Origin of the sequence: Thalassovita sp. (assembly GCF_034670005.1) — a bacterium.
Taxonomy (GTDB): Bacteria; Pseudomonadota; Alphaproteobacteria; order Rhodobacterales; family Rhodobacteraceae; genus Thalassobius.
The window spans coordinates 653,091-665,382 of sequence record NZ_JAXMOH010000001.1; the positions used below are offsets into that span (position 1 = coordinate 653,091).

General features: G+C 56.7%; 9 protein-coding genes. 4 read left to right on the top strand and 5 right to left on the bottom strand.

What is annotated here, in order from left to right:
* Positions 1-37: 37 nt before the first annotated feature.
* Positions 38-835 (bottom strand): 3'(2'),5'-bisphosphate nucleotidase CysQ, encoded by a 798-nt coding sequence (cysQ, locus tag VOI23_RS03250; protein WP_323781461.1) that lies wholly within the window; start codon positions 833-835, stop codon positions 38-40.
* Positions 836-971: 136 nt separating this feature from the next.
* On the opposite strand from cysQ, the gene VOI23_RS03255 reads away from it, so the two are divergent.
* A complete protein-coding gene (locus tag VOI23_RS03255; RefSeq protein WP_323781463.1) occupies positions 972-1,793 on the top strand; it encodes an ABC transporter permease in 822 nt (273 codons plus the stop codon).
* Positions 1,794-1,988: 195 nt separating this feature from the next.
* On the opposite strand, the gene VOI23_RS03260 is transcribed toward VOI23_RS03255, so the two are convergent.
* The gene (locus VOI23_RS03260; protein WP_323781465.1) at positions 1,989-2,594 is read right to left on the bottom strand and encodes an alpha-ketoglutarate-dependent dioxygenase AlkB; all 606 of its coding nucleotides are present in this window, start codon (positions 2,592-2,594) and stop codon (positions 1,989-1,991) included.
* Between the two features lie 219 nt (positions 2,595-2,813).
* On the opposite strand from VOI23_RS03260, the gene dnaK reads away from it, so the two are divergent.
* The 3 genes from dnaK to radC all read left to right on the top strand — a co-directional run bounded on the left by dnaK (position 2,814) and on the right by radC (position 6,873).
* Positions 2,814-4,742: a molecular chaperone DnaK gene (dnaK, locus tag VOI23_RS03265; RefSeq protein WP_323781468.1), complete on the top strand. Its 1,929-nt coding sequence runs from the start codon at positions 2,814-2,816 to the stop codon at positions 4,740-4,742.
* Positions 4,743-4,816: 74 nt separating this feature from the next.
* The gene (dnaJ, locus tag VOI23_RS03270; RefSeq protein ID WP_323781471.1) at positions 4,817-5,971 is read left to right on the top strand and encodes a molecular chaperone DnaJ; all 1,155 of its coding nucleotides are present in this window, start codon (positions 4,817-4,819) and stop codon (positions 5,969-5,971) included.
* 143 nt (positions 5,972-6,114) lie between these two features.
* On the top strand, positions 6,115-6,873 hold the full coding sequence (radC, locus tag VOI23_RS03275) for a RadC family protein (protein WP_323781475.1): 759 nt from the start codon (positions 6,115-6,117) through the stop codon (positions 6,871-6,873).
* 33 nt (positions 6,874-6,906) lie between these two features.
* Here the strand turns inward: radC and VOI23_RS03280 are convergent, their stop codons facing one another.
* From VOI23_RS03280 to secA, 3 genes are all read right to left on the bottom strand, one after another.
* Positions 6,907-8,466 carry a phosphate ABC transporter substrate-binding/OmpA family protein gene (locus VOI23_RS03280; protein ID WP_323781478.1) on the bottom strand — a complete coding sequence of 520 codons (1,560 nt, stop codon included), beginning with the start codon at positions 8,464-8,466 and terminating at the stop codon, positions 6,907-6,909.
* A gap of 22 nt (positions 8,467-8,488) precedes the next feature.
* Positions 8,489-9,469 carry a hypothetical protein gene (locus tag VOI23_RS03285; RefSeq protein WP_323781481.1) on the bottom strand — a complete coding sequence of 327 codons (981 nt, stop codon included), beginning with the start codon at positions 9,467-9,469 and terminating at the stop codon, positions 8,489-8,491.
* A gap of 101 nt (positions 9,470-9,570) precedes the next feature.
* Positions 9,571-12,288: a preprotein translocase subunit SecA gene (gene secA, locus VOI23_RS03290; RefSeq protein WP_323781859.1), complete on the bottom strand. Its 2,718-nt coding sequence runs from the start codon at positions 12,286-12,288 to the stop codon at positions 9,571-9,573.
* Positions 12,289-12,292: the final 4 nt, after the last annotated feature.

Sequence of the window (12,292 nt, forward strand, 5' to 3'; positions counted from 1 at the left end):
CGCCTCCGGTAAGGGATCTGAGCATCGCGCCGGGCCATCAGGCCTCTTTCAACTCTACGCTGGGCGAATAGGCAATAAAGAACGGATTGGCATAGCCGTCCTTGCCATAGACAAGAGGACTGTGATCATCGAACCGCACCACCTTGCCTCCGGCCCCGTGCAAAACCGCGTGACCGGCAGCGGTATCCCACTCCATCGTCCGTCCGACGCGCGGATAAAGATCTGCCTCGCCGGTAGCGACCAGACAAAATTTCAACGACGATCCCGCGCTTTTGGAATCGGCAACCTGATATTTGTTGATGTAATCATCGGTCGCCTGGTCACGGTGCGATTTCGACGCCACCACCAACAGGGCCGCGTTGTCGGCCTGTGACACCTTGATCGGCTGGGTCCGCCCGATCACGTCCTTGTCCAGAGGGCCGGTTTCTTCCACAGATTGACCATCGGCCAGAGTATAGAACATCCGGTTTTTGGCTGGCGCATAAACGACACCGCGTGTCGGCACACCGTTTTCGACATAGGCGATATTGACGGTGAAATCGCCGCGACGGTGGACAAATTCCTTGGTTCCGTCCAACGGATCGACGATCAGGAAAGTATCAGCTTTCTCTGAATGCGATGCTGCCTGTTCCTCGGTTACCAGCACCACGCCGGGAAACGCCGAACGGAGGCCCTCTGATATCAACGCATCAGCCGCCTCGTCTGCTTCGGTGACCGGGCTATCATCGGATTTCACCTTCACCTCGAAGTCATCCGAGTTGTAGATTTCCATGATCTTGTCGCCTGCAACAAGCGACAGTCTTCGCATCACTTGGGTCAGTTTTTCATAATCCAAAAGCGATCTCCTTGCGTCGGATTGGCCTTTTCGGCCATTCGTTGAAAAAAAACATCGCATCCCTTATGATTGGGGGCTAAGCAAACGGCAAGAATTGGTCGTAATAATAACCGCAACATGCGGGAGCAGCGCCGATATGTTCTACAATCCACGGAAACAATCCGGGCTCTCTGCGGCTTTCACAATCGCCGAGCTGATCTATCATTCGATCGCCCGAAAAATTCGCAAATCACACAGCCACGCGGTGATGTCGATCGTGGTGAATCTGCTCCAAATGGTCATTTTCGTGCTGGCCTTCTACGTCATGTTTTCATTGCTTGGCCTTCGAAAGGCCGCGGTGCGCGGTGATTTCCTGCTCTACCTCATGTCGGGGATTTTCCTTTACATGACGCATAGCAAAACCCTGGGCGCTGTGGTTGGGTCGGAAGGTCCGACATCGCCGATGATGCTGCATGCTCCGATGAATACGATCATCGCTATCCTGTCTTCGGCCCTCAGCGCGCTCTATATTCAGGTTTTATCGCTGTCGCTGATCCTGTTCGTCTACTATGTCGCCATCAAACATTTCGTGATCGAGGATCCGGCCGGGGCCTTTGGGATGCTGTTGCTGGCCTGGTTTTCCGGACTGGCGATCGGCATGGTGCTTTTGGCGATCAAGCCTTGGTACCCCACGGCGGTCAATATGATTACGCTCGTCTATCAACGCGCCAACATGATCGCATCGGGAAAAATGTTTCTGGCCAACTCGCTCCCGACCTTCATGTTGAACATGTTCGACTGGAACCCTTTGTTCCACTGCATCGATCAGGCGCGCGGTTTCACCTTTATAAATTACGTCCCGCGCAACAGCTCCATCACGTATCCGCTCATCATCAGCATATGCTTTCTGATGGTCGGGTTGATGGGCGAATTCTATGCCCGCAAAAACACCTCAGTCAGCCTCAGCGCCCGCCGGTAATCAAATTGTGCGCCCGTTCCGGGCGCTCAGGTTTACTTCGTCTTCGGCCTCCGGCCTGCGCCTCGGACCTGCCTCCGGCGGGAGTATTTTCGCCAAGATGAAATCGGAATAATGGACTTATTTTGTACGAAATGCGCGGGTGTAGCGGCGGAGCGGACCCCGGGTGACCTGCGTCGGATGGGTGCAGCCGCGCCGTCAGCCCACCACCCTGCAGGTCACGTTAATGCGGCCCCCTTTTGGCAACAAAGACGAAGACTTGAATCGAATCTTGTCGATACCATGATAGGTCAACCGCGCCGGGCCGCCCATAACGACCACACTGCCCGAGCGTAGCCAGATCGATTCAGTCTTCCCGCCACGGGTCTGGTTGCCGATACGGAACAATCCTTCGTCGCCCAAAGACAGCGACAGAACCGGCCAGGAAAAATCGGTCTCGTCGCGGTCCTGATGCATCCCCATACGGGCTTGTTCGCCATAAAAGTTGATCAGGCAACAATCGGGGTCACGATCCGTACTGACCAGGTCGCGCCAGACTGTGAGAACGGTTTCGGGGATTGTCGGCCATGGTCCTCCATCGGGATGCCTGTGGGCATAGCGATAACCGTTGCGGTCCGAAACCCATCCAACCCTGCCTGCGGATGTCATCCTGACCGACATCGGTTTGCCAAAGGGGGTTTGCGGCGAAAACATCGGGGCCTGCCGGATCACCTGTCGCAAGTCCTCCAGCATTGCCTGCTGCGTCTCGGCGTCAAGCTTTTCTGAGTATATCTGAAAACCTCGGACCGTCATGCAACCAGTCATTATCCCCGCCTTTCCTGCCGTAACGCCCCGGCTGTCAAATTTTTCCCGCAGAATCGCAATTGCCACAGGTTCTCAACGCTTGCAGGGCTGTTTCAGCCTCCCTATATACGCCGAGAAGCGCGGTGATGCATCGCACATCGCACAACCGGATCGGGGCAGGATGCCATAACGGGTCCCCGCCTCGTGTCATCGCCTTAAATTGTAAAGGGATCGAAAAACATGTCGAAAGTCATCGGTATTGACCTCGGAACGACCAATAGCTGCGTTTCCATCATGGACGGGTCGCAGCCCAAAGTAATTGAAAACGCCGAAGGTGCGCGTACCACGCCGTCGATCGTTGCGTTTACTGACGACGAGCGTCTGGTCGGACAAGCCGCGAAACGCCAAGCTGTCACCAACGCCTCCAACACTATCTTCGGCGTCAAGCGTCTGATCGGTCGCCGGTTCGACGATGCGCATCTGGCCAAAGACAAGAAAAACCTGCCCTTCTCCGTTGTCGATGGCGGCAATGGCGATGCTTGGGTCGAAGCCAAAAGCGAAAAATACAGCCCGTCGCAGATTTCAGCCTTCATTCTGGGCAAAATGAAAGAAACCGCCGAAAGCTATCTCGGCGAAGAGGTTACCCAAGCGGTGATCACGGTTCCCGCCTATTTCAACGACGCCCAGCGTCAGGCCACCAAGGACGCCGGCAAGATCGCCGGTCTGGAAGTGCTGCGGATCATCAACGAACCGACCGCAGCCGCGCTGGCCTATGGTCTCGACAAACAGGAAACTCACACTATCGCGGTCTATGACCTTGGCGGTGGGACCTTCGACGTAACCATTCTGGAAATCGACGACGGCCTGTTTGAAGTGAAGTCGACCAACGGCGACACTTTCTTGGGTGGCGAAGATTTCGACATGCGGATCGTTAATTACCTGGCCGACGAGTTCAAGAAAGAGCACGGCGTTGACCTGACCAAAGACAAGATGGCGCTGCAACGGCTGAAAGAAGCCGCCGAGAAAGCCAAGATCGAATTGTCGAGCTCGCAGCAGACCGAAATCAACCAGCCATTCATCTCGATGGATCCGAATGGCGGTCAGCCGCTGCACATGGTGATGAAGCTGACCCGTGCCAAGCTGGAAAGCCTCGTGTCGGATCTGATCAAGTCTTCGATCAAACCGTGCCAAGCGGCTTTGAAGGATGCGGGCCTGACCACCAGTGATATCGATGAAGTGGTTCTGGTCGGTGGTATGACCCGGATGCCGCGTGTTGTCGAAGAGGTTACCAAGTTCTTTGGCAAGGAACCCCATAAGGGTGTGAACCCCGATGAGGTTGTGGCCATGGGTGCCGCCATTCAGGCGGGCGTACTGCAAGGCGACGTCAAAGACGTTGTTCTGCTCGACGTGACCCCGCTGAGCCTCGGCATCGAAACCCTGGGCGGCGTATTCACCCGCCTGATCGACCGCAACACCACGATCCCGACCAAGAAAAGCCAGGTCTTCTCGACAGCCGAGGATAACCAGTCGGCTGTGACGATCCGGGTGTTCCAGGGTGAACGGGAAATGGCCTCCGATAACAAGATGTTGGGACAGTTCAACCTCGAAGACATTCCGCCGGCTCCGCGCGGTCTGCCGCAGATCGAAGTGACTTTCGACATCGACGCCAACGGCATCGTATCGGTTTCGGCCAAGGACAAAGGCACCGGCAAGGAACAGAACATCACGATCCAAGCGTCGGGCGGTCTGTCCGACGACGAGATCGATCAGATGGTCAAGGATGCCGAAGCCAATGCCGAAGCGGATAAGGATCGTAAAGAGCTGGTCGAGGCGCGCAACCAGGCCGAAAGCCTGATCCATTCGACCGAGAAGTCGATGGAAGAGCATGCCGACAAGGTCGACCCGACCACCATCGAGGCGATTGAGCTTGCCGTTGCGGCCCTGAAAGATGATCTCGAGAAAGACGATATCGCTGCCGACAAGATCAAGTCGGGCATCCAGAACGTAACCGAAGCCGCCATGAAACTGGGCGAAGCCATCTACAAGGCCAGCCAGGACGAAGGCGAAGACGCTCCGGCCGATGTGGATAGTGATGTCTCCGGCGGCGCGGCCGACGATGATATCGTCGATGCCGACTTCGAAGATCTCGACGACGACAAGCGCGCGTAAGCGTTTTCAAGGAACCTCTCGGGGCCGGTCCGTGCCGGACCGGCCCTTAGCGTTCCCGAATAAGGGGAAACCCAATGGCTAAACGTGATTACTACGACGTGCTTGGCGTGGCCAAGGGGGCCTCAGCCGACGAAATTAAGAAAGCCTATCGTAAGAAGGCCAAGGAACTGCATCCAGACAGCAATTCTGACAACCCCGAGGCCGAGGACCAGTTCAAAGAAGCGAACGAAGCCTATGAATGCCTGAAAGACCCCGAAAAGAAAGCCGCCTATGACCGTTTCGGTCATGCCGCTTTCGACGGCGGTATGGGCGGTGGCGGCCGCCCGGGCGGTGGATTCCAAGGCGGCGGACAGGGCGATTTCGCCAGCGCGTTCTCGGATGTGTTCGACGACCTGTTCGGCGACATGATGGGCGGTCGCGGCGGCGGTGGACGCGGTCGTGCGGCGCGCGGGGCCGATCTGCGCTACAACCTGCGTGTCACTCTGGAAGACGCCTATTCAGGCCTGCAAAAAACCATCAAGGTACCAACCTCGGTGCCCTGCGATGCCTGTGAAGGATCGGGCGCCGAAGGTGGCGCTGAACCGCAAACCTGCCCAACCTGTTCCGGCATGGGTAAGGTGCGCGCTCAGCAGGGATTTTTCACCGTTGAACGCACCTGTCCGACCTGTTCCGGCATGGGCCAGATCATCCAGAACCCGTGCAAAGCCTGCGCCGGACAAGGCCGGGTTCACAAGGAACGGTCTTTGTCGGTGAATATCCCGGCAGGCGTCGAAACCGGCACCCGGATTCGATTGGCTGGCGAAGGTGAGGCGGGCATGCGCGGTGGTCCTTCGGGCGATCTCTACATCTTCATCGAGGTGAAGAAACACGAGATTTTCGAACGCGAAGACACCAACCTTTATTGCCGCGTGCCGGTCGCAATGGCGACGGCAGCGATGGGCGGCGATATCGAGGTACCGACAATCGACGGCGGCCGGTCCCGGGTGAAAATCCCTGCAGGCAGCCAATCAGGCCGTCAGATGCGCCTGCGCAGCAAGGGCATGCCCGCACTACGCGGCGGTCATCACGGCGATATGTTCATCGAACTGGCAGTGGAAACCCCGGTTAACCTGACGTCCAAACAGAAGGAGTTGCTGAAGGAATTCGCGGCGCTTTCCGAGGATAACAATCCCGAAAGTTCCAGCTTCTTTTCCTCGGTGAAAAACTTCTGGGATTCGATGAAGGGCTGAGTAAGCCACCAATCATGGTGTAAAAGGGGACCCGTCAGGGTCCCCTTTTTGTCTTCTCCTGTTCCGGAATATCCAGGTGGAAACATGCCCAGTTTCCCACCGCTCTTAATCCGTCGCTAACCAATCTCGGGCACCCTGCCCCTATGCCGGACCAACCCGCCTTTTCCGAAAAATTGCCGCTGTTCTCGGCGGATGATGCCCCTGCAATGCCGCAGCCCTCCCTCCGGCAACCCTCTTACATCGCCGATCACCGCAAACGGCTCCGCGACAGGTTCCTGCAGGGCGGTGCGGCCGCGATTCCCGATTATGAAATGCTGGAACTGGTACTGTTTCGCGCCATCCCGCGCCGGGACGTCAAACCACTGGCTTGGCTGTTGCTCGACACGTTCGGCGATTTCAACCGGGTAGTGTCTGCCCCCATCCCCCGCCTGCAAGAAGTCAAAGGGATCGGCCCCGCCGTCATCACCGAACTGAAAATCATAGAAGCCGCTGCGCATCGGTTAACCCGCTCCCGTGTTTTGCAACGGCATGTGGTCAGCAGCTGGGACGATCTGTTGAACTATTGCCGTGCAACCATGTCGCATCGGGATACCGAACAATTCCGGGTGCTGTATCTTGACCTCAAGAACGTGATGATCGCAGATGAGGAACAGGCACAAGGAACCGTTGACCATGTGCCGGTTTATCCGCGCGAAGTGGTCAAGCGAGCGCTGGAACTTAGCGCCAGTGCATTAATCCTGGTGCATAACCACCCCTCTGGCGACCCCACCCCGTCCGAGGCGGATATCGTCATGACGAAACAGATCGAAGCTGCGGCACGGGCGCTTGGCCTGACCCTGCATGACCACCTGATCATCGGAAAATCCCGTGAACTCAGCTTTCGGGCTGAAGAATTGCTTTAGCTCACCGGTTCGGAAGGCAGATACACGACCGTTTCAACGCAGCCAGACCTCGACCCGACGATTGGCCCTGCGGCCCCAGGCGCTGTCGTCACAGGCCATCGGCATCGCCTCTCCAAAGGCCTCGGCCTGCAAATCCAACCGGTCGAAATTCGCTGTCTCCGCCGCCTTTTTCACCGCTGCCAGAACCGCTTTCGCCCGACGCAGTGCAATCGCCTGATTGCTTTTTGCACTCCCGTCGCCATCGCTGAAGCCCACAAACAACAAACTGCGGGCATCAAATGCGCCGGTTTCCAGTGCATGAGCCAATTGTTCCACGTTTGAGCGCGATTGCGCATCCAGCCGCGCCGATCCAGCTTCGAACCGGAAAGACAGGCTTAGCCTGGTCTTATCAGACAGAACACCAACCATCCGTTTCAAGTCGTCCAACCCGATTTCCGCGCCCGAACGCGCAATCGCGTTGACGAACCGGTTACCCTGATCATCGATCGCGATCTCTTCCGGGATCTGATCGGTAAACCCGGCGCGCCGGATCACAATCTGAGCTGCGTCTGATCGGGTGAAAGTCAGAAAATCGCGCGCCAGTTTCGGCAGCCGCCGCGCAGGCAGATACAGGAACATTGGTGCGGTTAACGGGTAATCTTCGGTCTTGATCGTGTTCCTGTTGGCAGACAGGGCAAACCCGCAATGGCCGCTTAGTGCCAGCATCTTGGCATTTCCGGTTTCGGTCACACTTGTCAGGCCAATCCCGAACGGATCGCGTTCCACCGCCAGGGCCAGCGCCGGATCGCTGTTATAGCGTAACGCCTGATCCGACAATACCTTGCCCACTGGGCGCAACAGGCGATCTTCGGCTGCTTGCCAAAGGCCGGAATGCCGGTTGCGCAAATGGAGGGTGATCGGCGCGTCGGGTCCACCCAGCGCGGTCCAGTTATCGACTTCACCGCTCAGAACGCGGGACAAATCCAAAGCGCTGATTCGGGTCAGAGCGTTGCCCGGCGCGACAACCGGCACCAGCGCATCCAGCGCCAGAACCCGGTTGCGGCCCGGCACTGTCATATCACCCAGCCCGGCCTCTCGTGCCAATACCGCTTCAGTCGGGCGCAATTCACGCAACGCCATAGCGATATCAGCCTCATTGGCCAGCAAATCGGCAAATCCTTCATCGCTATTTGTCAGTCTCAGGGTAAACAGACCCACGGTCTTACCGCTTTGACGATCTGTCAGGGTAAAACGGATATGGGAATCATCGACGGTTTCGCGGTCCGCCTGAAGATCGGATTTACGGGAAAAGACCTCAATCAGCGCAGGCAGCAGCACCCTGCCCATCGATCCCGCACCAGAAAATTGCAGTTCGGCCACATAGTCAGTCAGGCTTGGACAGCCGGGCCCATCGCAATTCACCCCCGACCCATCTACCGTCAGTTCACCATAGATCGTATCAACCCGGTAATATTCACCATCAAATCCCAGCAATGTTCCGGAAATCTCTACCGAACCATCACGTGACATCAGAGTGACATCCTGCGCTGCGGCAATCCGCGGCAGAGCCAAAAGAAAAAGCGCGGCGAAAACCGCCGCACGCGCTAGTATCATGGCTTTGTCCCCGAAATGGCGTTTAGTTCGATGCGATCTTCAGGTCTTGCAGCAAGTTATTCAACACCAGAAAGTCGCCTCGCGCATCGCATTGCGGCATGGAAAGCACAAGTTCGCGCACTTGCAGCGGTGAACCGTCAGTGCTTAGCTGTAGCGCCTCGGCCCCGATCTCGCGATCGCAATTGTCGGCCGTTACTTCGACATCGACGCTAAAGGCGATGCCGCCACCGCGCGCCGCATGACCAGAGGGAAAGGTATAGACCTCGGCCCTGTAATCTTCCGGCCCCTGCCGGTCACCTAATTCCGTCAGAAAACCGCCCTGCCCCGCCAATGCCAAATCGGCAGTTCCCGGAGCGTCGGCCCAGACATGTCCGTCCTGACCAAATTCTGCACCATATTCCATTGCATGGATATGCATCCCCTCTGCCCCACGCCATTGCAGCACAGCGCGTTCGAAATCGGCCAGATCTGGTACGGTAGTATGAGCAACGGCACCATCGCCATTTCCGAAATCGGCAATGAATACAGCAATCTGTGACAACGCGGGCACCCGAACGGTCAAACTGCCCCGATCATCCGTGACGTCGCTGAACATCATTCCGTTGTGATGGATCGTCACTCGTTGATCCGGCAAACAGGCAACCAGTTTCAGTTCGACCATGGCCGCGGGCATTGGCGCGACGGTCATAACCGGATCGCAAGCCGTCGCAGGCATGTCCAGAACCGGATTATCGGCAATCGGTTCGACGTCAAGTTGCGGCGTGGCAGCAGCATGCCGGATCGGATCGTCCTGGTCCGGAACAATCGCCGGGTCCTCTTCGACGGTCGGCGGCGCCACCGTCAGCTTTATATCATTCAGTGCAAGCCGCTGCGTTGATGCAGGCTGTGGTTTGATATTGGCGAGCTGGGGATGAGAGTTCGATCCACTTTGCATGATATAGCCGATCGCCAGAGCGGCGGTTACCGATGCAACACCCATTACAATGCGATTCAAATTTGCCATTTCTGCCTCCGGAACGGATCTGATTAGTCGTTATCAAACCGCATAAAAGAGGCAGCGATGTGGCGCGGGCGCGGAGTCTTTCTGTCCCGCGCCCGGTATTATCAGGACAGCCGACCGTGGCAGTGTTTGAACTTTTTGCCCGACCCGCAGGGGCAAAGTTCATTGCGGCCCGGGTTGCCCCAGGTCGTCGGGTCGTTTTCATCGAACCCTTCGGTGGCTCCACCCTGTTCGCCCGCCTCAGCAAGTACGGGCGCGGCAGGTTCCGGGGCGGCCTCTGGTGGCTGCATCGCTGCCTGCTGTGCCACCATCTGTTGCATCATCTGCTTCTGTTCTTCTTCTGTCATCGGGCGAACCTGGCCTAATTTCTGCGTCACGTCTTCACGCAGACCGTCCAGCATAGACTCGAACAACTGGAAGCTTTCGGTCTTATATTCGTTCAATGGATCGCGCTGGGCATAGCCACGGAACCCCACGACAGAACGGAGATGTTCCAGCGTCAACAAATGTTCACGCCACTTGCCATCGATGGTTTGCAGCAGAATCTGTTTTTCGATCTGACGCATGGTATCGGCACCAAAGGCTTCGGCCTTTTCTGCCATGGATTTGTCCGCTTCTTCTTCCAGGCGTTCTGCGATCACATCGCCGTCTACGCCTTCTTCTTCGGCCCATTTGATGACCGCAACATCCATGTTCAGCTTTTCAAGCACCGCGGCATACAATCCTTCGGTGTTCCACTGATCGGCATAGGATTTCGGCGGGATATAGGTGTCGACCAGATCATCAATCACCTGATCGCGCATGTCCTTGGCGATTTCGGACAGATCTTCGGCTTCCATGATTTCACGGCGCTGGCTGAAAATCACCTTGCGCTGTTCGTTCATCACGTCGTCGAATTTCAGAAGCTGTTTTCGAATGTCGAAATTACGTCCTTCGACCTTGGCCTGCGCACGTTCCAACGATTTGTTCACCCACGGGTGAATGATCGCTTCACCTTCTTTCATGCCGAGCGACGAAAGCACCTTTTCCAACCGTTCTGACCCGAAAATCCGCATCAGGTCGTCTTCCAGAGACAGGAAAAAGGACGACCGTCCCGGGTCGCCCTGGCGACCCGAACGACCGCGCAGCTGGTTGTCGATGCGGCGGCTTTCGTGCCGTTCGGTGGCCAGAACGAACAGGCCCCCGGCATCCTTTACCGCCTGTTCGTCGGCTTCGTGTTCTTTTTCGATCCGTTCACGGATCGCCTGATGGTCGGCCTCGGGATTGCCCTCGATGGCTTCCATGATCTTGAACTCGACATTGCCGCCCAGCTTGATGTCGGTACCGCGCCCGGCCATATTGGTGGCAATCGTCACCGCGCCCAGCTTGCCGGCATCAGCGACGATCTGCGCCTCTTTTTCATGCTGGCGAGCGTTGAGCACGTTATGCGGAACACCCGCTTCGGTCAGCAACTGACTGAGAAATTCCGATTTTTCGATTGATGTCGTGCCAACCAGTACCGGCTGCTGCTTTTCATGTGCTTCCTGGATCGTACGCACGATGGCGTCGAATTTTTCCTTGGCAGTGCGATAGACCTGATCGTCTTCATCCAGACGGGCAATCGGTCTGTTGGTCGGCACTTCGACCACGCCCAGCCCGTAGATTTCCATGAATTCCTCGGCCTCAGTTGCAGCAGTGCCGGTCATTCCCGCCAGCTTGTCGTAAAGCCGGAAATAGTTCTGGAATGTCACCTGCGCCAAGGTCACGTTTTCGGCCTGAATCGGGCACCCTTCCTTGGCTTCAATGGCCTGATGCAAGCCATCCGACAGGCGGCGGCCCGCCATCATCCGGCCGGTGAATTCATCGATCAGAACCACGTCACCGTCGCGAACAATATAGTCCTTGTCCCGGGTGAACAGCTTATGCGCCCGCAGCCCTTGATTGACATGATGCACCAGAGTCGTGCTTTCGGGATCGTACAGGCTTTGCCCTTCGGGCAACAAACCGCCCTTCAGCAACGTGGCTTCGAGGAATTCATTGCCTTCGTCGGTATAGGTTACATTCCGGGTTTTTTCATCGAGCGCATAATGTTCTTCGGACAGTTCCGGGATCAGTTTATCGATGGCGAGATACAAATCAGACCGGTCTTGTGCAGGACCCGAAATAATCAACGGCGTCCGCGCTTCGTCGATCAGGATCGAATCGACTTCGTCAACGATAGCATAGTGATGGTCGCGCTGATTCATGTCGGACAGTTCCGACTTCATATTGTCGCGCAGGTAATCGAAGCCCAGTTCATTGTTCGTGGCGTAGGTAACGTCACAAGCATACGCCGATTTCTTCTCGTCCTCGGGCTGTTGCGGATAAACCACCCCAGTGGTCAAACCCAGCGCGCTGTAAACGTTGCTCATCCATTCGGCGTCGCGCTTGGCCAGATAATCGTTGACCGTAACGATATGAACACCCTTACCGCTCAGCGCATTCAGATAGGCGGGAAAAGTTGCCACCAGCGTTTTACCTTCACCGGTCTTCATTTCCGAAATATTGCCCTGATGCAGGAAAATTCCGCCCATCAGCTGAGTGTCAAAGGCTCGTAGCCCCAAGGCCCGTCTTGCGGCTTCGCGGCAATTGGCAAATGCCTCGGGCAGGATCGCATCGACGCTTTCGCCGTCCGCCACCCGTTTTTTCAATTCTTCAGTTTTTTCGATGAGCCCCTCATCGGAAAGTTTTTCAAACTCCGGTTCCAGCGCGTTTATCTTTTCCACCAACGGACGCGTCGCCTTGATTTTGCGGTCATTTGGCGTGCCGAAGACCTTTTTGGCGAGAGTTCCGAAACCCAGCATGTTC

Bases quoted from the DNA above. Each gene is read 5' to 3' on its own strand.
- VOI23_RS03255 (WP_323781463.1), top strand. From the start codon at position 972: ATGTTCTACAATCCACGGAAACAATCCGGGCTCTCTGCGGCTTTCACA.
- VOI23_RS03260 (WP_323781465.1), bottom strand. From the start codon at position 2,594: ATGACTGGTTGCATGACGGTCCGAGGTTTTCAGATATACTCAGAAAAG.
- dnaK (WP_323781468.1), top strand. From the start codon at position 2,814: ATGTCGAAAGTCATCGGTATTGACCTCGGAACGACCAATAGCTGCGTT.
- dnaJ (WP_323781471.1), top strand. From the start codon at position 4,817: ATGGCTAAACGTGATTACTACGACGTGCTTGGCGTGGCCAAGGGGGCC.
- radC (WP_323781475.1), top strand. From the start codon at position 6,115: ATGCCGGACCAACCCGCCTTTTCCGAAAAATTGCCGCTGTTCTCGGCG.
- VOI23_RS03280 (WP_323781478.1), bottom strand. From the start codon at position 8,466: ATGATACTAGCGCGTGCGGCGGTTTTCGCCGCGCTTTTTCTTTTGGCT.
- VOI23_RS03285 (WP_323781481.1), bottom strand. From the start codon at position 9,469: ATGGCAAATTTGAATCGCATTGTAATGGGTGTTGCATCGGTAACCGCC.
- secA (WP_323781859.1), bottom strand. From the start codon at position 12,288: ATGCTGGGTTTCGGAACTCTCGCCAAAAAGGTCTTCGGCACGCCAAAT.